Here is a 22,963-nt window from a genome sequence, read left to right on the forward strand (position 1 = left end):
GTCGGAGCCGGTGCGAAGCCGCTCGCGACACGGTCACGGGAGAAACCCGGCGGACCGGGGCAAGCCGGCGAGCCGCCCGGTGCCGCACCCTTGACGGTCGCATGCGGCAGGGCGTCAGATTCTGTTTGGTCGCGATCAGTTGTGAGTACTTCTGGGACTTGATGAGGGAGAGCCGCCCATGACGGTCACGCGCAGATCGGTTCTGGTCGCCGCCACGGCAGCGCCCGCGGCCGGAGCGGTACTGAGCATTCCCGCGGCCCCGGCCGCCCTCGCCGCCGAGGCGTCCGGCACCGCCCAGGGACGCCACACCGTGCCGCTGCGGGACGGCTGGCGCTTCGCCCTGGCCGACCCGGACGGCATCACCGACCCCACCGGCGCCTACGACCGGGCCGCCGACCCCGCCTACGACGACTCCTCCTGGCGGCGGGTCGCCGTCCCGCACGACTGGAGCATCGAGCAGACCCCGACCACGGACCACGGCACGACCAGCGGCACCGGCTTCTTCCCGGGCGGCCTCGGCTGGTACCGGCTCGCCTTCACGCTGCCGCGCGCCTGGGCCGGCAAGCGGGTCTCGGTCGAGTTCGACGGCGTCTACATGGACGCGCACGTCTACTGCAACGGCACCGAGGCCGGCCGCCACCCCTACGGCTACACCGGCTTCGCCCTCGACCTCACCGACCTCGTGCACACCGACGGCAGCACCCCGAACGTGCTCGCGGTCAAGGTGCAGAACCAGCTGCCCAGCAGCCGCTGGTACTCCGGCAGCGGCATCTACCGCGAGGCCCGGCTGGTGGTCACCGAGCCGGTGCACGTGGCCCGGTGGGGCACCCAGGTCACCACCCCGGAGGTCTCCGCCCAGCGGGCGCTGGTCCGGGTGCGGACCACCGTGCTCGACGCGTCCGGCACCGGGACCGACGTGGAGGTCCGCTCCCGGCTCGTCGACCCCGACGGCCGCACCGTCGCCCGGACGACGTCCACGGTCGCCGTCCTCGGGGAAGCCACCGAGACGCACGAACTGACCGTCACCAGGCCCCTGCTGTGGGACTTCGACACCCCCGGGCACCGCTACACCCTGCACACCGAACTGCGCGTCGCCGGCCGCACCACCGACACCTGCCGCACCGGCTTCGGCATCCGCGGCTACCGCTTCGACCCCGACGAGGGCTTCTTCCTCAACGGCACCCACGCCAAGATCAAGGGCGTCGACCTCCACCACGACCAGGGCGCGCTCGGTGCCGCGATCAGCGTCGACGCGGTCCGCCGGCAGATGCGGATCATGAAGTCGATGGGCGTCAACGCCTTCCGCACCTCCCACAACCCGCCCTCGCCGCAGATGATCCAGGTCTGCGAGGAACTGGGCATCGTGATGATGGTGGAGGCCTTCGACTGCTGGCGGACCGGCAAGACCACGTACGACTACGGCCGGTTCTTCGACGAGTGGTGCGAGAAGGACGCCACCGAGATGGTCCTCGCGGCCCGCAACTCGCCCGCCGTGGTGCTCTGGTCCATCGGCAACGAGATCCCCGACTCCACCTCCGCCGCCGGGCTCGCCATGGCCGACCGGATCATCGGCGCCATCAAGGCCGCCGACGACACCCGGCCGCTCGTCATCGGCTCCGACAAGTACCGCAGCGTGCCGAAGAAGGGCTCGGCGGCCGACCTGATGCTCGCCAAGCTGGACGGCCTCGGCCTGAACTACAACACGGCCAAGTCGGTCGACGCCCTGCACGCCCGGTACCCGCACCTGTTCCTCTTCGAGTCCGAGTCCTCCTCGGAGACCTCGACCCGGGGCACGTACCAGGAGCCCGAACACCTCAACACGGGCGAGAACCACACGCCGGGCAGGCGGGAGGTCTCCTCCTACGACAACAACCTCGCCTCCTGGACGATGAGCGGCGAGTACGGCCACAAGAAGGACCGGGACCGCGCGTGGTTCGCCGGGCAGTTCCTGTGGTCGGGCATCGACTACATCGGCGAACCGACCCCGTACGACGTCTTCCCGGTGAAGGCGTCCTTCTTCGGCGCCGTCGACACCGCCGGGTTCCCCAAGGACATGTACCACCTGTTCAAAAGCCAGTGGACGAGCGAGCCGATGGTCCATCTGCTGCCGATGAGCTGGAACCACGAGGAGGGCGAGACGGTCGAGGTCTGGGCGTACGCCAACGTGCCGTCCGTCGAGCTGTTCCTGAACGGACAGTCCCTCGGCGTGCGGGAGTTCGACACCAAGCGGACCACCGACGGCCGCGCCTACCTGGAGACCACCGAGGCCACCGGCGACGACAAGACCTTCACCGACGGTCCCTACCCCGGCAGTTACACCAGCCCCAACGGCAGCGCGGGGAAGCTGCACCTGACCTGGAAGGTGCCCTACCGGCCGGGTGAACTGAAGGCGGTGGCCCGCAAGGACGGCAAGGCGGTCGCCACCGACGTGCTGCGCACCGCCGCCGCCCCGCACGCCGTGCGCCTCACCGCCGACCGCACCTCCCTCGCCGCCGACGGCCGTGCGCTCGCCTTCGTCACCGCCGACATCGTCGACGCGCACGGCGTGCTGGTGCCCGACGCCGGGCACCTGATCGCCTTCGACGTGACCGGCGGATCCCTGGCCGGCGTGGACAACGGACGCGAGGAGAGCGCCGAGCGCTACCAGGCGAGCACCCGCACCGCCTTCCACGGCAAGGCCCTCGCCATCGTCCGCTCGGGCACCGCGCCGGGCACGCTGAAGGTCACCGCGCGCGTGGACGGCCTGCGCACGGGGACGGTGAGCCTGCGGGCCACCCCGGCCCGGGACGCGGTCCGCACCGCCCCGGCGGACTTCGGCCCGGACCACCCGGCGCCCCACACCTATCCGTACGCCGACGCCGGTTACTCCGGACGCCCGGACACGCTGCCCGCCGCGATGCTGGACGGCGATCCCGCCACCGGCTGGTCCAACGCCTTCGCCAAGTCGGCCACCGCGCTGCTGCCCGCCTTCGCCGGCGCCCGTGCGCGGGACTGGGTGTCGGTGGACTTCGGGCGCACCCGGACCGTCGACCGGCTGACGGTCTCCTTCACGGCCGACGCCACCCACGCGCTGCCCGCCGCGGCCGAGGTGGCGGTGTGGGACGGCCGGACGTACGTGCCGGTGACCGGCGCGAAGACCGACTGGGCCACCGCGTCGGACAGCCCGACGGTCATCACCTTCGACACGGTCCGCTGCTCGCGGATACGGCTGACGCTCACGAGCGCCGCCCCGGGCACGTCGAAGGGGGCGGTGCGGATCAGCCGTCTCGACGTGTGAGCGACCGGGCGGGGACGTCACGTACGGGCTTCCCCGCCCCGGAAGGACCCGTACGCCCGGAGCCCGCCGCGGGGCGCCCGGTCCGGTCAGGCGGCGTCGTGGAACACCAGCCCCAGGGTCCGCCGCCGACCGGACCGCACGGTGCTCACCCCGTGCCGCATCGCCCCGGCCGACCAGCCCCGGCGCGTGCGCACGGGGCGGTCCCGGGTGGTGAACACCAGGCCGTGCCCCTGCCGCAGGGCGGTCGCCGTCCCCCGGGACTGGGCGCGGGGACGCTGCTCGACCATGAGGAACTCGCCGCCGGTGTAGTCGGTCCCGTACTCGTCCAGGGCGATCACCACCTGCAGCGGGAAGACCAGCTCGCCGAACACGTCGCGGTGCAGGGCGTTCCAGTCGCCCGGCCCGTAGCTGAGCAGGATCTGCGCCGACCGGTCCTGGCCGGCCGCACGGCAGCGCTCCAGCCACTCCTGAAGCGCGTCGGGCCAGGGGGCCGGGCGGTCCAGGCGGGCCGCCCAGTCGCGGGCGACCGGCAGCAGCCGCGGATACAGCGCGGCGCGCAGCGCGGCCACCGGGGCGGGCAGGTCGTGGGTGAAGTACCGGTACGCGCCGGAACCGAACCGGTGGCGTGCCAGGTCGACGGTGGTCCGGAACAGCTGCGGCTCGTCGTACAGGGCGGCCAGGGCGGCGCACTCGGCGGGGGAGAGCAACGGGCCCGTGGGGGCGCTGCCGTACTCGTCCAGCTCGGCCGCGAGCGCGGCCCAGTCCGTACCGGCCACCCTGCGGCGGGCCTCGGCCGGGGTCGGCTTCATCAGTCCTCCTCCCGTCACACCAGGGTCGGCTGCAGCGCGCCCTCGTGGCGGAGCAGCCACCGCTTGCGCTCGATGCCGCCGGCGTACCCGCGCATCGAGCCGTCGGCGCCGATCACCCGGTGACAGGGGCGGACGACGAGCAGCGGATTGGTGCCGAGGGCCCGGCCCACCGCGCGCAGTTGGGCGCGCGGCAGGCCCAGGCGGGCGGCCAGCTCGCCGTAGGTGGTCGTGGTGCCGTACGGGACGGAGCCGAGGGCCTGCCACACCGCCTGCTGGAGAGGGGTGCCGGTGGCGGTGAGCGGCAGGTCGAATCGGGTCCGGCGGCCCGCGAAGTACGCGTCCAGCTGCCGGTGCGCCTCGGCGAAGGGCCGGTCGTCGAGGTCCTCCGCACGGACGGCCGGTACGCCGGGCCGCCCCGGCAGGGACAGTGAGGTGAGCGTGGGCCCGGCGGGGGAGACGACGGCGGTCAGCAGCAGGTCGCCCAGCGGGCTGGGGTGGACGGTGTGGACGGTGCGCGTGCTCATCGGGTTCTCCTCGGGGCTCTGCCTATCCGTGTCGAGTCTGCTGGGTCGCGCGCCACGGGACCGGCGGGAATCGGACATGGCGCCTCGGGTGCCGCAGGTACCGCTTGATATGCGCTCTGAACTGCGGATATTTACGGGTGAGTACCCGCGCGGTACCGTGAGGGTCATGCCAGCTCTCAACGTGGAGTTCAGCGATCGGGAACTCGAGGACCTGCGGCAGATCGCCAAGGAGCGCGGGACGTCCATGAAGGCCCTCGTACGGGAGGCCGCCGCCGCCGACATAGCCCGGCACCGGGCGCTGCAGGAGGGCGCCGAGGCCTTCCGGCGCTTCTTCTCCGCCCACGCCGAGGAGTTCGCGGCCGCCTTCCCCGACGACGAACCGCCCGCCCGGGGCGAGGCCGCCTGAGTGATGCCCTCCGTCATCCATATCGACGTCCCCTGGCTGCTCCAGCGCCACGAGGAGGTCATGCCCGACCAGCCCGCGGTGGACGACTTCTCCGCCCTGGTCGCCGCCGTCGCCCGGCACCGCGTCGATCCGCCCCGGCTCGGCGTCGACTCCGACCCGGCCTGGCGCGCCGCGGCCCTGTTGCACACCCTGGCCCTGCTCAAGCCGCTGCCCGCGGCCAACGCCCGTTTCGCCTGTGCGACCGCCGTGGCCTACATGTTCGTCAGCGGCGTCGGCATCGACCCGCCCTACGGCGCGCTGGTCGACCTCGCCCGCGACCTGATCTCCGGCAAGACCGACGTGTACGACGCGGCCGACCGCCTCCGCTCCTGGCAGATCTGACCGACCGGACTTCGGCCCAACGGGCCCTGGCCGAACGGTTCTTGCCGACCGGTCGTGGCCGCGCGGAGCCGGCCGCGCGGGCCCGGCCCGCCCTCAGCGGGCGGGGGAAGCCGCCGGGGCCGCCGGCCGAGGGCGGGAGGAACGGGGCCGGCGGCCGGTCGCGCGCGGGAGAGCCGCCGTCCCGCGCGGGGCCTTCCGAGAGGGCCGGTTCCCAGTCCACCACCGGGCGGCACCGGCAGGGAGCGTGCGCGGCAGGGCGGTGCGTGCGCGCGTTTCACACGGGGCGTGTGAAAAACCGAAAGACATCGGTCCGGACCAGAAGCGGCGCCGTAATTCTGACTTTCTTTCAATCCTGTCGATGTCGCAGGGCGCCTTGTTGCGCGTGCGGAAGTTGTGCAAGGGTTGCAATGACCGTGCGGGGGTAAAAGCCGGAAATCTTCCGGTGGTTGAGGGACGCGACCGGCCGGGCGCCGGTGCATTCCGCTCCCCGCGCGCGCCGCAGAGACGCGCCGACGCATCACGCACCAAAGGATTGCACTCCGTGCTCACCCCCCACCCCCCTCGTCCCCCCTACCCACCCCCGGGCGCCGGTCCGGCGGAGCCGGACGAGTTGCTCGCCGGCCCGCTGCGCGCCGGCTCCGACGCGGAGGGCTCCCGGTCCGCCGCCCTCCTCATGGCCCGGCACTGGCGGCCCGCGCAGGACTACGCGGTCATCTGCCTGGCCGCGCCCGGTCCGCTCGCCCACATGGTCACCGCGACCGCCTTCCACCAGGTCCTGGCCCGGCTGGCGCTCGGCGAGCCCGCCGGCGCGCTGCGGCCCCGCCTGCTGGTGGCCGTCCGGGACACGGTCGCGAACTGGGCCGGCACCGACCGGATCACCGCCGTACTGCCCGGACTCGGAAAACCCGCCGGCGGCCGCGGAATGCGCACCGCGAAAACGCTCATTCCGGAGAACCGCGCCCTGTCCGACCACTCCTTCCACGCCTTGCCCCGGCGGGAACAGACGCTGCTGTGGCACACCGAGGTCGAGGCCGAACCGATAAACGTCCCCGCGGGGCTGACCGGTATCGACACCGAGAGCGCGGGCGCCGCACTCGCACAGGCACGGGAGAAATTCCGGGAAGGCCTGGTGCGCGCCCACCGGGAACTCGCGCCGGGCAAGGACTGCCGCTACCACAACCGTCTGCTCGACGTCCCGATCCGCCGGGGCGGTGCCCTGCTGCCCGACGTCCAGGAACACCTGGCCGGCTGCGCCCACTGCCGGCACGCGGCCGAGCAACTGGCCCAGGCCGACGCGGCCCTGGGCGTGCTGCTCGCCGAAGCCGTGCTCGGCTGGGGCGCCCGCCGCTATCTCGACTCGCGCCCCGGCCGCCGTCCGGGGCCCGCGCGTACCCGGGGCGGCTCCGGCGGACGCCGGCGCGGCGGCGGCAGGCCGGGACTGCTCGCCCGCGCCGGTCTGGCCGGCGCCCGGCGGAGCGCCGAGGGCGCACCCCCGCCGGAGGGCACCGGGTCGCCGGGCCGGCGACACGGCGGCGCGCCCGGGCCGCTCGCCCGGCTCCCGTCGCCCCTGCCGCGGGGGCACCTGCCCGCGTGGTCCTCACGGACCCTGCTCACCGGAGTCGGCGTGGCCTCGGCGGTGCTGCTCGCGACCGTCGTGACGCTCAGCGCCCGGCCGGACGGCGGCGACGGCACGGACCCGGTCGCCTCCACCGTGCCCGGCAGCGCCTCCCCGTCCCCGCCCGCCTCGGCGGGCGCCCCCGGCACCGCGCGACTGCCCACCGCCGGCCGGGCGGCCCGGCTGCGCAACACCGCGTCCGACCTGTGCCTGGACATCGAGGGTGCGCCGAAGGCCGGGGCGGGCGCGGTCCTCGCCGCATGCTCCGCGGCGCCGACACAGCAGTGGACGTACGACGCCGACGGACTGCTGCGCAGCGCGGCCGACTCCGGCCTGTGCCTCGACTCGCACGCCGACGCCGGGGTGGTGATCCTCGGCACCTGCGCGGACGCCGGCAGCGGCCGGGGCGACGACGTGCGCTACGACCTCACCGTGCGGGGCGAGTTGCTGCCCCGCTGGGATCCGGCCCTCGCCCTCGCCGGCGCCGGCGACAAGCCCGGCGCCGACCTCGTCGTCACGGTCCGGGACCGCTCCGCCGGGCAGCGCTGGGTGACCGACACGCCGTCGGCGAGCCCCGGCTCCCTGTCGATCACCGGCCCGGACGGTCCGTCCGCGAGGCCGGCGGAACTGCTCGGCGAGGACACGTGAGGCAGTGCCGGTGGCGGGCCGGCCGCCACCGGCGCGGGCCGTTCAGCCGCGGGTGGCCGCCTCGTTCAGGATGCGGGCCAGTTCCCGGGGCGTGGAGAACATCGGCCAGTGGCCGGTGCGCAGTTCCACCAGCTCCCACCGCCCGCCCCGCAGCGCCTCGGTGACGGCGGGCAACGGGTCGCGGCCGTCCAGCACGCACTTGACGTAGGTCGCGGGCAGTTCGCCCAGCGGCCGCTTCAGGACGGCCGGTTCGGTGAGCGTGGCGGCCGGGTGCGGGGTGCCCTCGGTGCGCAGCCGGCCGATCTGCTCGTCCGTGAGGTCCTGGTGCGCGTAGGCGGCCGGGGGCAGCAGCGGCCACACGTCGCCGTGTGCGGCGAGGGCCTCGCGGATGTGGTCGCTGGGGAACCCGTCGAGGAACGACACGCCGTCCGCCGGCACGTTGGAGTCGACGAACACCACCCGGCGCAGCCGGTCGCCGATCCGCTCGGCCGCCTGTCCGACGGGCACACCCGAGTAGCTGTGCCCGACCAGCACGACGTCCCGCAGGTCCAGCCGGCCGACCTCGTGCACGATGTCCTCGACGTGGGTCTGCTGCCCGGCCGGCAGGTCCCGTTTCTCGGCGAGCCCGGACAGCGTCAGCGCGTGCACGTCGTGCCCGGCGGCACGCAGGTCGGGTGCCACCTCGTCCCACGCCCACGCTCCGAGCCACGCGCCCGCCACCAGTACGAAGTGAGTCATGGCGGTCAATCTAGCCCACGGGTGTGTCAACGCCCGTGGCACACAAGCCCGTTGTGGTTCGATTCGTCCGTCCCCCCGGCCCGGCGGCAGACCGGCTCTCGGTGATCACTTCATGAACACGGGGAGTCATGACGGGGCTTGAAGCGGGCAGAGCCGGAATGTTTCAGGACGATTAACAAAGCGCTGATTTTCAGCCATCCGGTGTCGTCCGAGGGGCCGGAGCCCTGCAACTCCGGGGCCACAGCGTTCGATTTCCGTGACTTCACGCCACTGATTCAACACGAAAGGTTACTGAAACCCATGGGTTCGATGTGAGTTTCGACCGAGGACTCGGCAGAGTGGCGCTCGCCGCTCCGGTGCCCGACCGGACCCCGGACGGCACCCGATCTGTTCCGAGCGGAAGGATGCACACAATGCGTTACACCGCGCGCTGGGCAGCGGCCATCGGCCTGACGGCCGCCGCCGTCTGCGGACCCCTGACCGGGGCCGCCGTCGCTGCACCGGGCGCCGCCCCGTCGTCGCTCTACGCGCCCTCGGCCCTGGTGCTCACCACCGGCCACGGCAGCGACGCGGCCACGGCCACCCCGGAGCGCGCCGTCACCCTCACCTGTGCCCCCACCTCCTCGGGCACCCACCCGGCCGCGGCCGAGGCCTGCGCCGAACTCCGCGGGGTCGGCGGCGACTTCAACGCCCTGAAGGCCTCCCCCGACGTGTGGTGCACCAAGCTGTACGACCCCGTCGTCGTCACCGTCAACGGGGTCTGGCAGGGCAAGCGCGTCTCGTACGAGCGCACCTTCGGGAACACGTGCATGAGGGACGCCGTCGGCGGCACCCTCTTCGCGTTCTAGACCGGGATCGCACGAACCCCGTGTACTCCGGAACAGGTTCGCAACTGGGGAGTGCGGCCTCTGGGGCGGGGAACCTGCGATCTCGCACCGGAGCCGACGGGCGGAGTGGGGCCGCCCGCCGGCCTCCGGGCACACAGCCGCTCCCCGGCTAGGCCCGTGGGGGGCCTTCCGGGGAGCGGCGAAAAACCACCGGTTTCAACCGGTGTCCTTGGCCTTGTGCCGGTGACTCGTGTCGCACCAGGGGTAGCGGCGACTGCGCCGGCAGGTACACAGAGCGACGCGGAAGCGGTCCGAGCAGACCGTTGTCCCGTCCTCGAGTTCGATCTCGACCGGCCCCTCCACCAGCAGCGGCCCCTGCCGCGCCATCGTGATCCTGCGGGCCCGGTCAGCACGGTCGTTCGGCACGGATGACCACCAGCTCTTCTCTGTCGGCGGAGGGCGCGAGCAGACCGCGCAGGCGCAGCCAGTGTGCGCGGGAGCGCAGCACCGGACCGAAGGGGATCCAGCGCCGCCGCACCACCGCGGCCTTCAGACCCCCCGCGCGCAGCAGTTCCAGCGTGCGGTCGGGATCGCTCAGCGCGGAGTGCACGACCAGCAGGACGCCGCCCGGACGCAGCAGCGCGGGCGCGTCCCGGCAGATCCGGTCCAGCAGCAGCCGCCCGTCGTGGCCCGCGTCCCAGGCCCGGGACCGGCCGCGCGGCCCGTGCCCGGTCTCGGGCGCCGGCACGTAGGGCGGGTTCGCGAGGATGACGTCGTACAGCCGTCCCCGGACCGGCCCGAACAGGTTGCCGCGCCGGATCCGCACCGGCAGCCGGGTCAGCCAGGCGTTCAGCCGGGCCGTCCAGACAGCCAGCCGGGACACGTCCACCGCGGTCACCTCGGCGCCGTGCCGGGCGGCGGCCAGGGCCAGCGCGCCGGATCCGGTGCCGACGTCCAGCACCCGCGCGCCCGGGCGCGGCGCCTCCTCACGGAGGGCCTCGGCGAGCAACTCCGTGTCGTCCTGAGGGGCGTACACGCCCGGAAGTGTCACTGCGATCACGACGCGCGGGTACCCCGGCATTCAGGATGTATGGGGTATTTCCTGCTCAAGGGCATTCTGTTCACGGGCGTCCCGCACAAGGGGTGCGCGCTCGGGAGGTTTCCCGTCGGCGGGGGTGCGCCCGTCGAGGGGGGTGCGCAGGGACGACCGTCCCGCGTGCCAGTGCGTGAGCAGCCGCCGCGCCAGCCGGTCCTCCAGGTACTCGGTGGCGTCGATGCCGAAGGCGATGTCCGCCGCGAGCTCCGGTTCCTCGTCGAGGAGCCCGCCGATCACGTCGTGCCGGACGACCTGCTCGTGCACCGCGTCCGCCTCGACGTGCTCGTCGTAGAAGAACTCCGCGGCCGGTCCGGCGCCGGTGCGGCGCATCGCCTCGGCGAGCCGGCGGGAGCCGGGCGAGGAGGTGATCTCCACCTCGGCGAAGTGGCCCACCAGCGCGCCGCGCAGCTCGCGGTGCAGGCCGAACAGGGACATCAGGTTGACGACCGCGAGCATCTCCGCCGGGGCCGCGTCCAGGTAGCGCCCGTAGCCGGTGTCCAGGCCGAGGTCCGTCATGAGGTCGGCGAACAGCCGCGCGTGCACCCGCTCGGCCCGGCCGCCGCCGAACTCGTCGAACTCCACCGCCGCCATCGCCGCCTTCGCCCGCCCCCACAGCCGCGGCAGCACCCAGGCGTGCGGGTCGGCCTCCTTCAGGTGGTACAGGGAGCGCTGGGCCGCGTACTCCCGCAGTTGCCACAACTCGCCCGAGTCGCGCAGGAAGTGGGTCACGCCGGTGCCGTCCACCGGTTCGACCAGGAGGGCGCCGAGGGCGTCGTCCAGGCTCGCGTGCCCCGGCGTGTCGGCGCGCAGCGCGGACAGGAAGCGGTGCTCCAGCGCGCCGCGCACGCCCAGCAGCCCGGGGTCCCACTCGAACCGCGGGCCGACCCCGGCGAATCCCCGGTAGTGCAGCTCGTAGCACACGTACAACGCGAGGTGCAGATCGTCGCCGTAGGGGTCGGCGTCCTCGGCGTCCCCGGGGCGGGGGAGCGGACCGGTGCCGTGCAGATGGGCGGTGACCGCGGCGGACAGCGGTCCGCGGGGCGGGGGCAGCTGGGGTCCTCGCAGATGGTGGTTCATGGGGCTCGGGTACCCGCCCCGCACGCAGGCACCGGTGCGGACCGCCCCGCCGGCCCGGCCCGGTCAGCCGTGTCCGTCGCCCTCCGCCTGCTCCTGCGCTCCGGTGTTCGGCGTGATGGCGTCCCCGGCCTCGCCCCCGTCGCCGCGCCCCTCGCCCCGCTTCTCGGCCTTTTCGACCTCCTGGAGCACTTCCTCCAGGGCCGTCTCGGGCCGTTCCTCGTGATCGTTGCCGCCCGGCATGACCTCTCCTTCCGTCGTCCTCGCCCTGCGGGTTACCCGCCGCGGCCGTCTCAAGCGCCCCGGTCAGGGGGCACGGGAGCACGGCGAGGGGCCGCCGTCTCCCTGCTGACGGCGGCCCCTCGGGCCGGTGTGTCCGCCGCCCGTCACATGTGGACGACCGGAGCGGCGCCCGCGTCCTGCCGCGGCACCCCGCGCCGGTAGAGCAGGAAGGCGATCACCGCGCCCGCGGCGAAGAAGCCCGCGGACCACCAGAAGGCGGTCGTGTAGCTCTCGATCGTCGCCTGCGCCCGGACCAGCTTGCTGGTGGCGTCCCGGCCGGCCACGTAGTGAGTGGCGGCGCTCGCGGCGAGGGTGTTCAGCAGGGCCGTGCCGATGGAGCCGCCCACCTGCTGCATCGCGTTGACGGTCGCGGACGCGACGCCCGCGTCCTCGGCCGCGACCCCGCCGGTGGCCAGTTGCATGGCCGGCGGCATGACCAGGCCGAGGCCCACACCGATCACGACCAGCTGCGGCAGCACCGCGCTCAGGTAGTGCGAGCCGATGCCGATGCCGGTCAGCCACGCCATGCCGGCCGTGGCGACGGCGAAGCCCAGCGGGATGACCGCCTTCGGGCCGATCCGGGGCAGCAGCAGCGTGGTGCCGACCTGCGCGGTCACCATCAGTGCGCCGACCATCGGCAGGAACGCCACACCGGTCTTCGTGGGGCTGAAGCCCAGGTTGAGCTGGAGGTAGTAGGTCAGGAAGAGGAACACGCCGAACATGCCCGCGCCGGTGATCAGCACCGCGAGGTAGGAGGCGGCACGGTCGCGGTCGAGCAGGATGCGCAGCGGCAGCAGGGGGTGCGCGGCCCGGGTCTGCCACCAGGCGAAGGCCGCCAGCAGCAAGCCGCCCGCGATCAGGAAGCCCCAGGTCAGCGGCGAGCCCCAGTGGTGGGTCTCGGCGTTGGAGAAGCCGTAGACCAGGGCGAACAGTCCGGCGGCGACCAGGATCGTGCCCGGCACGTCGAGCTTGGCGTTCGCCGCGTCGCGGTGGTTGCCCAGCAGGATCCAGCCGCCCGCGAAGGCGAGGACGGCGATGGCCACGTTCACGTACAGGGTCCAGCGCCAGTCGAGCGCGTCGGTCAGCACACCGCCGAGCAGCAGGCCCACCGCGCCGCCGGCCCCGGCGATGGCGCCGTACACGCTGAACGCGCGAGCCCGTTCCCGGGCGTCGGTGAACGTGGTGTTGAGCAGGGACAGCGCGGCGGGCGCCAGGAGTGCGCCGAAGGCCCCCTGCAGGGCGCGGGCGACCACCAGCATGGTGAAGCCGTTCGCGGCACCGCCGAGCGCGGAGGCCGCGGCGAAGCCGACGACGCCGACGAGGAAGGCGGGCTTGCGCCCGAACAGGTCGGCGATCCGGCCGCCGAGCAGCAGCAGCGAGGCGAAGGCCAGCGCGTACGCGGTGACGATCCACTGCCGGTTGCCGTCGGAGAAGCCGAGGTCGGTCTGGGCGGAGGGCAGGGCGATGTTCACGATCGTGGCGTCGAGCACGACCATCAGCTGCGCGACGGCGACCACCCCGAGGATCCACCACCGCCGGGGCGAGGCCGCCGCCTCACCGTGTTCGATCGCGACGGCTCCGGCGGGGGAGCCGTCGGCCAGGGTCTTCTGGGACATGAAGAGCCACTCCAGGGAAGTCGTCCGGGGAAGCCGTTCGGGCGCGGACGCGTGCGCGCAGGCACGAGGCGCCTAAACGAAACTGTTTCGTACACCTCGACGATAGGCCACTTCCCGCGAAACGGCAACGTTTCGCTTAGGGGTCTGTAGGGGCCGCCTTGTATTCCTTGACTGGCATATAACGGCCAGGGCATATTGGGACCCATGTCCGACGCCGCGCTCTGGGCCGCACTCGCCGACCCGCACCGGCGGGCCATCGTCGCGCTCCTCCTGGAAGGCCCCCACACCGTCGGGGAGATCGCCGGCGCCTGCGGGCTGAGCCAGCCGAGCACCTCCAAACACCTGAAGGTGCTCCGGGAGGCCGGCCTGGTCCGGGTCCGGCAGGACGCCCAGCGCCGCGTCCACGCCCTCGACCCGGCACCGATCGCCGCCCTCGACGCCTGGCTGGAGCCCTACCGCAGGCTGTGGAACCGCAGCCTGGACGCCCTGGGCCGCCGCCTCGACGAGACGCCGGACGACCCCTGACCCCCACCGTCGAAAGGACCGGAAGCACCATGTCCGTCGACCTCACCGGCACCTACCTCACCCTGGACGACGGCCGCCCCGCCGTCCGCTTCAGCCGCACCTACGACCACCCCGTGGACCGCGTCTGGCGGTTCGTCACCGATCCCGGCGAACTCGCCCGGTGGTTCCCCTCCCGCGCCGAGATGGAGCTGCGCCCCGGCGGCACCGTCCGCTTCAGCGGCGACCCGAACATGCCCGAGTCCACCGGCCGCGTGCTCGCCGTCGACCCGCCCCGGCACCTGTCCTTCGCGTGGGGCGGCGACGAGCTCCACTTCGACCTCGAACCCGTGGACGAGCGGCGCACCCGGTTCACGCTGACCGACGTCCTCGGCGCGGCGGACACCGCCGCCCGCAACGGCGCCGGCTGGGAGGTGTGCCTGGCCGCCCTGGACGCCATGGCACGCAACGAGGCCCCCGCCGGCCCGCACTCCGGGGCGAGCCCGGCCTGGAAGGAGTTCTACGACGGCTACCTCGGCGCCGGAGTGCCCTCGGGCGCCCCCGTGCCGGGCCTGGAGTGACCGGGGCCCGGCTCAGGTCGCGAACACCCGGGCCGGGGCCGCGGCCAGGGAGCCGTCCGGGTGCGGCCGGGGGAGACCGGCGCGCGCCGGTGACCGTCCGGACGGCGGCACCGGAGTGCCGTCGGGGGACCCCGTGCCGGGCCTGGACTGACCGGGGCCTCGGTCAGGTCGTGAACACCCGGGCCGGGGCCGCGGTCCGGGGGCCGTCCGGGTGCGGCCGGGGAGACCGGCGCGCACCGGTGACCGTCCGGGCGGCGGCGCCCGGAGTGCCCTCGGGGGCCCCGTGCCGGGCCTGGAGTGACCGGGACCCCGCTCAGGTCGCGAACAGCCGGGCCGGGGCCGCGGCCCGGGGGCCGTCCGGGTGCGGCCGGGGGGAGACCCGCGCGCCCAGGTGACCGTCCGGATGCGGCCGGATGTTCCTCCCGCCGGGCGCCGGGACGCACGGCCTCCTGCCGGGGCCGGGCCACGTGGGCTTCTGCCCGGGGGTCGGGGTGCGTGGGCTTCTGCCTGGGGGTCGGGGAACGTGGGCTTCTGCCCGGGCGCCGGGACGCATGGCCTCCTGCCGGGGTCGGGGCACGTGGGCTTCTGCCCGGGGGCCGGGGCGCATAACCTCCTGCCGGGCGGCGGGGCGCATAACCTCCTGCCGGGCGCCAGAACACATGGCTTCCCGACGGGCACCCGAGCACACGGCCCGGGTTCGCCCGCCGCTCCATGGTCACCCCCCGAGCCCCCCGCGGCGACCCGCGGCTCACTCGTCCGGGTGGCGGCGGGGGCCGTACCCGGGCTCCGCCGTGCGCGGTGTTTCGGCATGTGGCGCCCTGGATACACCGCGAGCGTTCGACCCCGATGCCGCCAGTCCGCGTACGCCGTCGCTGTGAGGTCGGTCGACATGTCCCATGCTCCTTCCCCCGCAGGATCGTCCAGCCGTGCGCTGCCGGTGACGGGACCCGTCCCGGGAGCGGATGCCGGGACCCGGCCCGCGGGCCGGCCCGGCCCCGGCGGTACGGCCCTGGTGACGGGCGCCTCCTCCGGGATCGGCGCGGCCGTGGCCCGACGGCTGGCCGCCGAGGGGGGCTGGCGGATGGTCGTGAACGGGCGCGACGTCACCCGTTTGGAGCAGGTGGCCACCGAGGCTTCCGCGCTGGCCGTGCCCGCGGACCTGACCCGGCCCGGCGCCGACCGCCGGGTCACCGGCCTCGCCCTGGACCACCTGGGCCGGCTGGACCTGCTGGTGGCGGGCGCCGGAGTCGGCTGGTCCGGGGACTTCACCGGGATGCCGCGCGCCCGCATCGACGAGGTCTTCGGCGTCGATCTGCTGGCCACCGTGCACCTGGTGCGCGCCCTGCTGCCCCACATGGTCGCGGCTGGATCCGGCCGTATCGTGCTCATCGGCTCCGTCGCCGGTATCGGCGTGCGCGGCGAGGCCGTGTACTCCGCTGCGAAGGCCGCCCTGGCCGCCTTCGCCGACGCCCTGCGCTACGAACTGCGCGGCACCGGTGTCAGGATCAGCCACGTCGTCCCCGGCGCGGTCGACACCCCCTTCTTCGACCGGCGCGGTGCCCCCTACACCCGGTCGTGGCCGCGGCCGGTGGCACCGGAGCGGGTCGCCGACGCGGTGTGGAGCGCCGTCCGGCACGACCGGGACGAGGTCTACGTCCCCGGCTGGCTGCGGCTGCCCGCCCGGGTGCGGGGCGCCGCGCCCGGGCTCTACCGGCGGCTCGCCGCCCACTTCGGGTGACCGGTCATGCTCGCCGTCACCGTGGTGCTCGCCCTGCTCGCCGCGCTCTCCAACGCCTCCGCCTCGGTGCTGCAGCGCCGGGCCGCCGTGCAGGAGCCGGAGGAGCGCGGGGGAGCCGGGCCCGCGGTGCGCCGGCTCGCCCACCTGCTGCGGCGGCCCCACTGGCTGGCGGGCACCGGGCTGCTGGCGCTCTCCGGGCTGCTGCAGGCCGGGGCCCTGGCCACCGGCAGCCTGTCCCTGGTGCAGCCCCTGCTCGCCTCCGAGCTGCTGTTCACCCTGGTCGTGGGCGGGCTCGTGTTCCGGCGCCGGCCGGACCGCAGGACCTGGCTGGCCTTCCTCGCCCTGGCCGCCGGACTGGCCCTCTTCCTGCTGGCGGCGGCGCCGTCCGCAGGGCGGCCCACCGCCTCGCCCCGCGCCTGGCTCGTGGCCGGCGTCGCGGTGCTCGGTGTCGTCGTGCTGCTCGTGGCCGTCGCCCGCCCGGCCCGGGGCATGTCCCGGGCCGCGCTGCTCGGCCTCGCCTCCGCGGTGTCCTTCGCGACCACCGCGGCGCTGCTCAAGGAGGCCGTGGGCCGGCTCGGGCACGGTCCGGGCGCGATGTTCGCGCACTGGTCGCTCTACGCCACGGGCGTCGCCGGGCTCGTCGCCTTCCTGCTGCTGCAGGGCGCGCTGGCCGCCGGGTCGCTCACGGCCTCCCAGCCCGCGCTCACCCTCGGCGACGCCGTCACCAGCGTGATCCTCGGCTGGGTCCTGTTCGCCGAGGTGATCCACCTCGGGCTGCGGGTGATCCCCGAGGTGCTCGGCATCGCGCTGATCGGGGTGGGCAGCCTGGGCCTGGCCCACGCCTCGACCGTCGGGCGGCAATGGGACACCTCCGGTCACGGCCGCCCACCGCACCGCGGCGGGGAACCAGTACCGGAGCCCCGCGGACACTGACCCCGCACACCGGGCACGCAAGGAGACAGCACACCGATGTCCTTCACCTCCGGCCGCGCGTGGCGGCGCACGGCCCTGCTGCTGCCGGCCGCCGTCGCGGCGGCCCACATCGGCCCGGCGGCCACCTGGCTGCCGGGCGTACGGCAGGCGCTCTTCCCGGGCCTTTGCGGAACCGGCGGCCGGCAGCACGTCGCGCTCACCTTCGACGACGGCCCGGACCCGGTCGCGACACCGCTGTTCCTGGACGCCCTGGACCGGCTGGAGGCACGGGCGACCTTCTTCGTGCTCGGCGAGAACGCCGTCCGGCATCCCGCACTGCTCCGGGAGACGGTCCGGCGGGGTCACGAACTCGCGGTGCACGGCTGGACGCACGACCGCCCCTGGCGCCCCGCCCCCGCCCGTGACGCCGAAGAGGTCGCGCGGACCGTCCGCGCGCTGCACGACCTCTCAGGGCAGCGGCCGCACTGGTACCGCCCCCCGTACGGGATCCTCACCTCCGGACGCTGGCTGGCCGCCCGCCGGGCCGGCCTGCGGAGCGTGCTGTGGTCCGCCTGGGGCGAGGACTGGACGCCCGACGCGACCCCGGCGTCCGTGCGGGCCCGGGTCGCGGCGGACCTGCGCGGCGGCGGCACCGTCCTGCTGCACGACTCGGACCGGTACGCGGCCCCCGACTGCTGGCGCTCGGCCCTCGGCGCACTCCCCGCCCTTGTGGCCGGCTGCCGCGAGGCGGGCCTGACGGTGGGCCCCCTGCGCGAGCACGAGCACCCGCCGGCCTCCGCCCCGGCACGCCGGTCCGCCTCCGCACCGGCCGGTTGACGGCGGCGGCGAGACGGCGCCCGTGACGGGCCCCCGCCTCACAACCCGGCCACCTGGCCCACCACGTCCCCCCGGAACAGCGCCCGCCCCCGCGCCGCCCGTTCCGCGCGCACTCCTCCCCCCTCCGCGAGCCGGTCGAGCGCGCGGAGCAGCCGGGTGCCGGTCGCCGCGTACTCCGACAGCCCCAGGCCGGCCATCTGCCGTACCCCCTCCACCCCGTGACCGGGTAGGGGCCGGTAGCCCACCACCGGCAGGCCGGTGGCCAGCGCCTGTACGGCGGTCTGGCCGGCCGCGTTGTCGAGCAGGGCGTACGCGGCGGCCAGCAGCCCCGGCATGTCGTCCACCCAGTCCAGGGCGAGCGCCCCGGGCACCTGGGTCACCCGGGCCCGCAGCCGTTCGTTGCGGCCGCACAGCACCACCGGCAGATAGCCGGCGCCCGCCAGCAGCCGGGCGGTGGCCTCCGGGCGGGACGCCGCTCCCCAGGCCCCCGCCGAGAGCAGCACCGCGGGACGCCCCGGCGCGTGCCCGGCGAAGCGCTCCCGCCACCCGGCCGCCGCGGGCGACGGCGCGAGGAACTCCGGCGCGACCACCGGGCCGGTCGTCACCGCCGGTGTGCCCAGCGCCCGGCGCACCTGGGACGCGGCCGTGTCCGTGAGGCACAGGTACCGGTCGTTGCCGGGATGCAGCCACTGCCGGTGCACGGCGAAGTCCAGCAGGAACACCGTGCTCGGCACCCGCAGCCGCCCGCGGGCCCGGAGATCGCCGGTGAGCTGCGCGGACAGATGGAAGACCGACACGACGGCGTCGATGCCCAGCCGGTCCACGAGGCCGGTCAGCCGGTCGGCGGCGAGCCGGGCCAGCGGCACCCCGCTCGGGCGGGGACCCGCGCCGCCGCGCAGGAACGCGCCGTAGACGCCGGCGTACACCCAGGGGACGTGCCGCACGGACGCCTGGTAGCAGCGCCGCAGTCCGGCGCCGAGGCCGTACGGCAGCAGGTGCAGGACGTCGACCACGTGCGCCTCGTACCCGTGCGCCCCGGCGCGGCACGCGAGTTCGCCGGCCACCGTGTCGTGGCCGGCCCCCATGCTCGCGCTCACGATCAGCGTGCGGCGTCGGCCGCTCGGCGGAGCCTGTTCGGGCTGGGGCACCTCGGCAGGAGTACGCACGGGTTCCCATTCTCCGGTGCCGGGACGCGGAAACGGGCACTCATCGGCCGTGTCGTGAGTTGCCCGGTCCGCGCCAGGGTGGATGAATCGGCACAGAGGAGTGTGGGCGGCGAGCACGGGAGGAGCCGTGATGCGGTGGCGGCGCGGCCTGCACCGCGCATGGGAGTGGCTCAGGGTCGGTGCCCTGTTCGCACACGGACGCGAACTGGAGCTGATGCACCGGGCCATGGGGTTCGCCACGCTGGCCCTCGTCACGCTGGCGCCGCTGCTCATCGTGGTCGCCGCGGCCGATCCCCTGGTGCGGGGCGGCTTCGCCTCCTGGCTCACCGACGGCATGGGGCTCTCCGGCCGCTCCGCCCATGTGATCACCGACGTCATCAGTCCGCCGCGCAAGGTCATCGGCACCACCAGCGTCTGGAGCGGCGTCCTGCTCGCCGTCTTCGGCATCTCCTTCGGCGGCAGCGTGCAGAACGCCTACGAACGGATCTGGGGCCTGGCCTCCGGCCCCTGGCACCGGGTCTGGCGGCAGGCGACCTGGCTGGTGGTGCTCACCGCGTACCTCTACCAGGAGGTGGCGACGAAGAACGCCCTGCACGGGGGCCAGCGGATCGCGCTGTCCGCGCTGAGCGGCGTCGCGTTCTTCTGGTGGGGTCAGCGGTTCCTGCTGGGCGGCCAGGTCCACTGGCGCTCGCTGCTGCCGGGCGCGCTCGCCACCGTCATCGGCCTGGCCGGCCTGCGCGCCTTCTCCTACCTCGTCTTCACCCCGCTGGTCGTCACCAACGCGCTCAGCTACGGCGCGGTCGGCACCGTGCTCGTGGTCGAGTCCTGGCTCATCGGCGTCGGGTTCGTCATCTACGGCGGTGCCCTGTTCGGCCGCTGGTTCACCGAACACCACTGGACGCCCACCCACCACGGCCGTGCGGGGCGCTGCGCAGGGAAGCCGAGGCGATGACCGCCCTCGTGGAGTTTCCGCCCGGCGATCCCGGCACCCCTCCGCACCGGCACTCGGGACCCGCCTTCGGCTACGCGTGGCCACCTGCGCGCTCCCCGTCTAGGCGCGTGAAGACGCTCCGACGGACATCGCGCGAGGACGCTCCGACGGACCCGGCCTAGGCCAGCTGCCTGCGCACCAGCTCGTGCAGCCGGCCCCCGGTGTCGGCGAGCAGCTGTGCCGGAGTGCCCTGCTGGACGACCTTGCCCTCCTCCATCACGATCACCCGGTCGGCGTCGAGCACCGTCGACAGCCGGTGCGCGATGACCACCCGGGTGGCGTTCAGCTTGCGGGTGCTCTCGATGACGATCCGCTGGGTGTCGTTGTCCAGGGCGCTGGTCGCCTCGTCGAAGAACAGGACGCGGGGGCGCCGGATCAGCGCCTGGGCGATCATCAGCCGCTGCCGCTGGCCGCCGGAGATCGCGCCGTTGCCGGCCACGATCGTGTGCAGGCCCATCGGCATCCGCTTGATGTCCTCCGCGAGCCCCGCCATCTCCGCCGCCGCCATCGCCTCCTCCGGCGTGTACGGCTCGGTACCGCAGATGACGTCCAGGATGGAGCCGGTGAAGGGCTGCGCGTGCTGCAGCACCACCCCGCACTGCCGGCGCACCGCGGACTGGTCGAGGGCCGCCAGGTCCTGGCCGTCGTACAGGACGCTGCCCGAGACCGGCTTGTCGAAGCCGATGAGCAGCCGCAGCAGCGTGGACTTGCCGCAGCCGCTCGGTCCGACGACCGCCACGAACTCGCCGGGACGGATCGCGAAGGACACGTCGTCCAGGACGAGCGGGCCGTCGTCGGCGTACCGGAAGGACAGCCGGCGGGCCTCGATCGCGCCCGACAGCGGACCCGGCCTGGTGCTCGACGTGCGCACCTCGGGGGTCGCCTCGAAGACCGGCCTGATCTCCTCGAACAGCGGCAGCGCGGCCACCGCCGAGACGAAGGAGCCGGTCAGCTGGGTGACCGAGGTCAGCACCATCGTCACCGACGTGTTGAAGGTCAGGAAGTCCGCCGCCGACATCGCGCCCTTCGCCGGGCCCGCCAGCAGCATGAACATCAGCAGCGTGCACACCGGCAGATACACGGTGCCGAGCACGCTGGTGAGGTTCTTGATCCGGCCGACCTTCTGCTGCAGCTCCCGGCTGCGCGCGAACTCCCGCGCCCAGGCCGCGTACGCGTAGTTCTCGGCCGCCGCGACCCGCAGCTTGGGCAGGCCGCGCAGGGTCTGGAACGCCTGGTTGTTCAGCTTGTTGCCGAGCACCGTCAGCTTCCGCTGCCAGCGCACCTGCCACAGCCCGAGCCCCAGGAACACGGCCGCGATGACGACGAGCATGCCGAGCGCCGCCATGGCCATCGGCACGCTGTACCAGAACAGCAGGCCGAGGTTCATCGCGCCGATCGTCACCGACTGCGCGACCACCGGCCCGACGCCCGCGAGCAGCCGGCGGATCGCGCTGATGCCCATGGCCGCGCTGGCGAGTTCACCGGTGGAGCGCTGGGTGAAGAACCGGGTGGGCAGCCGCAGCAGCCGGTCCCAGACGGCCGGCTGGAGCGCGGCCTCGATCCGGCCCTCCAGCCGCAGGATGGACAGGTTCTCCAGCAGCGTGAACGCCGCCGCCACCACGCCGCTCACCATCACGGCCAGGCACACCTGGACGATCAGACCCGTCTGCGCCCGCGGCACGTACTCGCCGAGCACCCGGCCCGTGGCGACCGGCACCAGCGCGCCGATCACCACCGTCACCAGCCCCGCGAGGAGCAGGTTCAGCAGGTCGCCGCGCGTGCCGTACAGGCTGAACCGCAGCAGGCCGAGCGGTGAGAGCCGCTTGTCGGGCAGCGGCCGGTAGAACATCACCGCGCGCGGCTCGAACTCCTCCGCGTTCGCCTTCTCGATCGGCGTCTCGCGTCCGGTGCCCGGGTGCACGGCGACATAGCCGCCCCGCCGCCACAGCAGCGCCACCGGCGCCCCGGACAGCGCCCGGTGGCCGACCAGCGGGCCCACGTTCTCCCGCCACCAGTTGCCGTCCAGGCGGACCGCCCGGGCGCGCACCCGGGAGGCGAGCGCCACCCGCTCCACCGGGTCGAGCCGGTCGCTCTCGGTGCCGCTCTGCGCGGGCTCGGCCAGCGTGATCCCGGCGGCCTCGGCGACCAGCTTGCAGGCCGCGTAGCCGGCGTCCGCGTCGGCGGCCGTCGTACGGCGGGCCGAGCGCTTGCCGATGGAGGCCAGCAGGGTCTGGTCGGCCTCGGCGCGCACGGCCTCACCGGCCTTGATCCCGGCGGCCGTGCGCGTCTCGTGCGTGCGCTCCAGCTGCTCGATCCACCGGTCCAGGGCGGTCAGCAGCCGGTACTGCTGGTCGACCATCGACTGCCACAGCGCCGGGTCCATCAGCAGGTCGGCGGCGGCCTCCGCGCCGTACAGCGAGCCGTACTGGACGCTGCCCGGCGGCACCTGCATCCAGAACACGTCGTCGTCGGTGGGCGCCTGCGCCCGCTCCTCGGCCATCGGTGCCTGGAACAGCACGGACAGGCCCCGGCCGACGCCGAGCGCGACCGCGTACTCCAGCGGGCTGGTGGCGGGCGGCACGTACTGCGGGTTGCCGTACTCGTCGTACGACCAGGTCTGGGTGTTCGCGGGCTGGTACAGCTCGCGCAGGCTCACGCGGTGCATCACGCAGTCCCGGACCGGGCGGGCGACCAGGGTGTGCTGGGGACCCGCGACCGGGCCGAGCAGCAGCGCGCCCGCCTCCAGCCGGCCCAGGTGGTGCCAGTGGCCCTGCTGGACGGCGTCCACCGCGAACAGGTCCAGGGCCCCGGCCGCGACCAGCCACAGCACCTGGGGGCCTTCGAGGTCGAGGCGGTTGAAACCGGCGCAGTCGATGCGGGAGCCCAGGGACCCCAGCGCACCGAGCACGAGGTCGCCGTCGTGTCCCTCCTGAACGGCTGTCAT

The 22,963-nt window shown here is 74.3% G+C and carries 21 protein-coding genes; 11 read left to right on the forward strand and 10 right to left on the reverse strand.

The genetic code is table 11. The annotated features are described in order from the left end of the window. Window positions 1–178: 178 nt before the first annotated feature. A complete protein-coding gene (locus tag AB0N17_RS14245) occupies window positions 179–3,277 on the forward strand; it encodes a glycoside hydrolase family 2 TIM barrel-domain containing protein (protein ID WP_366011573.1) in 3,099 nt (1,032 codons plus the stop codon). 86 nt (window positions 3,278–3,363) lie between these two features. On the opposite strand, the gene AB0N17_RS14250 is transcribed toward AB0N17_RS14245, so the two are convergent. Together AB0N17_RS14250 and AB0N17_RS14255 are read right to left on the reverse strand one after the other, a co-directional pair. Next, a complete protein-coding gene (locus tag AB0N17_RS14250) occupies window positions 3,364–4,086 on the reverse strand; it encodes a 2OG-Fe(II) oxygenase (protein ID WP_366011575.1) in 723 nt (240 codons plus the stop codon). 14 nt (window positions 4,087–4,100) lie between these two features. Further along, a complete protein-coding gene (locus AB0N17_RS14255; RefSeq protein WP_366011576.1) occupies window positions 4,101–4,610 on the reverse strand; it encodes a methylated-DNA--[protein]-cysteine S-methyltransferase in 510 nt (169 codons plus the stop codon). 166 nt (window positions 4,611–4,776) lie between these two features. Here AB0N17_RS14255 and AB0N17_RS14260 point away from each other — a divergent pair, with 166 nt between their 5' ends. The 3 genes from AB0N17_RS14260 (at window position 4,777) to AB0N17_RS14270 (ending at window position 7,660) form a co-directional block, all read left to right on the forward strand. Further along, window positions 4,777–5,016 (forward strand): hypothetical protein, encoded by a 240-nt coding sequence (locus AB0N17_RS14260; protein ID WP_366011577.1) that lies wholly within the window; start codon window positions 4,777–4,779, stop codon window positions 5,014–5,016. Window positions 5,017–5,019: 3 nt separating this feature from the next. Next, window positions 5,020–5,397: a toxin Doc gene (locus AB0N17_RS14265; protein ID WP_366011578.1), complete on the forward strand. Its 378-nt coding sequence runs from the start codon at window positions 5,020–5,022 to the stop codon at window positions 5,395–5,397. A gap of 541 nt (window positions 5,398–5,938) precedes the next feature. After that, window positions 5,939–7,660: an RICIN domain-containing protein gene (locus AB0N17_RS14270; RefSeq protein WP_366011579.1), complete on the forward strand. Its 1,722-nt coding sequence runs from the start codon at window positions 5,939–5,941 to the stop codon at window positions 7,658–7,660. 42 nt (window positions 7,661–7,702) lie between these two features. Here the strand turns inward: AB0N17_RS14270 and AB0N17_RS14275 are convergent, their stop codons facing one another. Then, window positions 7,703–8,398, reverse strand: coding sequence for an alpha/beta fold hydrolase (locus AB0N17_RS14275; RefSeq protein ID WP_366011580.1), 696 nt, complete (start codon window positions 8,396–8,398; stop codon window positions 7,703–7,705). A 413-nt stretch (window positions 8,399–8,811) separates the two neighbouring features. Here AB0N17_RS14275 and AB0N17_RS14280 point away from each other — a divergent pair, with 413 nt between their 5' ends. Continuing rightward, the gene (locus AB0N17_RS14280) at window positions 8,812–9,246 is read left to right on the forward strand and encodes a subtilase-type protease inhibitor (RefSeq protein ID WP_366011581.1); all 435 of its coding nucleotides are present in this window, start codon (window positions 8,812–8,814) and stop codon (window positions 9,244–9,246) included. A gap of 195 nt (window positions 9,247–9,441) precedes the next feature. On the opposite strand, the gene AB0N17_RS14285 is transcribed toward AB0N17_RS14280, so the two are convergent. The 5 genes from AB0N17_RS14285 to AB0N17_RS14305 form a co-directional block, all read right to left on the reverse strand. Further along, on the reverse strand, window positions 9,442–9,651 hold the full coding sequence (locus AB0N17_RS14285) for a CDGSH iron-sulfur domain-containing protein (protein ID WP_366011583.1): 210 nt from the start codon (window positions 9,649–9,651) through the stop codon (window positions 9,442–9,444). Further along, window positions 9,632–10,306 carry a HemK2/MTQ2 family protein methyltransferase gene (locus AB0N17_RS14290; protein ID WP_366011584.1) on the reverse strand — a complete coding sequence of 225 codons (675 nt, stop codon included), beginning with the start codon at window positions 10,304–10,306 and terminating at the stop codon, window positions 9,632–9,634. The genes AB0N17_RS14285 and AB0N17_RS14290 overlap by 20 nt, the downstream gene beginning before the upstream one ends. Continuing rightward, entirely contained in the window at window positions 10,307–11,398 is a 1,092-nt protein-coding gene (locus tag AB0N17_RS14295) for an iron-containing redox enzyme family protein (RefSeq protein WP_366011585.1), read from the reverse strand. It abuts the gene before it with no gap. Window positions 11,399–11,461: 63 nt separating this feature from the next. Then, a complete protein-coding gene (locus AB0N17_RS14300) occupies window positions 11,462–11,638 on the reverse strand; it encodes a hypothetical protein (protein ID WP_366011587.1) in 177 nt (58 codons plus the stop codon). A gap of 143 nt (window positions 11,639–11,781) precedes the next feature. Then, window positions 11,782–13,293: an MFS transporter gene (locus tag AB0N17_RS14305; protein ID WP_366011588.1), complete on the reverse strand. Its 1,512-nt coding sequence runs from the start codon at window positions 13,291–13,293 to the stop codon at window positions 11,782–11,784. Window positions 13,294–13,497: 204 nt separating this feature from the next. Here AB0N17_RS14305 and AB0N17_RS14310 point away from each other — a divergent pair, with 204 nt between their 5' ends. From AB0N17_RS14310 to AB0N17_RS14330, 5 genes are all read left to right on the forward strand, one after another. Beyond that, window positions 13,498–13,818, forward strand: a complete 321-nt coding sequence (locus AB0N17_RS14310) for a metalloregulator ArsR/SmtB family transcription factor (protein WP_366011589.1) — start codon at window positions 13,498–13,500, stop codon at window positions 13,816–13,818. A gap of 29 nt (window positions 13,819–13,847) precedes the next feature. Next, entirely contained in the window at window positions 13,848–14,375 is a 528-nt protein-coding gene (locus AB0N17_RS14315) for an SRPBCC family protein (protein WP_366011590.1), read from the forward strand. An 889-nt stretch (window positions 14,376–15,264) separates the two neighbouring features. After that, window positions 15,265–16,113 (forward strand): SDR family NAD(P)-dependent oxidoreductase, encoded by an 849-nt coding sequence (locus tag AB0N17_RS14320; RefSeq protein WP_366011591.1) that lies wholly within the window; start codon window positions 15,265–15,267, stop codon window positions 16,111–16,113. A gap of 6 nt (window positions 16,114–16,119) precedes the next feature. Continuing rightward, window positions 16,120–17,046, forward strand: a complete 927-nt coding sequence (locus tag AB0N17_RS14325) for a DMT family transporter (protein WP_366011592.1) — start codon at window positions 16,120–16,122, stop codon at window positions 17,044–17,046. Between the two features lie 36 nt (window positions 17,047–17,082). Further along, window positions 17,083–17,862, forward strand: a complete 780-nt coding sequence (locus tag AB0N17_RS14330) for a polysaccharide deacetylase family protein (protein ID WP_366011593.1) — start codon at window positions 17,083–17,085, stop codon at window positions 17,860–17,862. A gap of 38 nt (window positions 17,863–17,900) precedes the next feature. Here the strand turns inward: AB0N17_RS14330 and AB0N17_RS14335 are convergent, their stop codons facing one another. Then, the gene (locus AB0N17_RS14335) at window positions 17,901–19,010 is read right to left on the reverse strand and encodes a galactosyldiacylglycerol synthase (protein ID WP_366011649.1); all 1,110 of its coding nucleotides are present in this window, start codon (window positions 19,008–19,010) and stop codon (window positions 17,901–17,903) included. Window positions 19,011–19,158: 148 nt separating this feature from the next. Here AB0N17_RS14335 and AB0N17_RS14340 point away from each other — a divergent pair, with 148 nt between their 5' ends. Beyond that, complete coding sequence (locus tag AB0N17_RS14340; RefSeq protein WP_366011594.1) at window positions 19,159–19,980, forward strand: ribonuclease BN; 822 nt, start codon at window positions 19,159–19,161, stop codon at window positions 19,978–19,980. Window positions 19,981–20,137: 157 nt separating this feature from the next. Here AB0N17_RS14340 and AB0N17_RS14345 read toward each other — a convergent pair whose 3' ends face one another. After that, entirely contained in the window at window positions 20,138–22,963 is a 2,826-nt protein-coding gene (locus tag AB0N17_RS14345; protein WP_366011595.1) for an NHLP bacteriocin export ABC transporter permease/ATPase subunit, read from the reverse strand.

This window comes from Streptomyces sp. NPDC051133 (assembly GCF_040682635.1).
Lineage (GTDB): Bacteria > Actinomycetota > Actinomycetes > Streptomycetales > Streptomycetaceae > Streptomyces.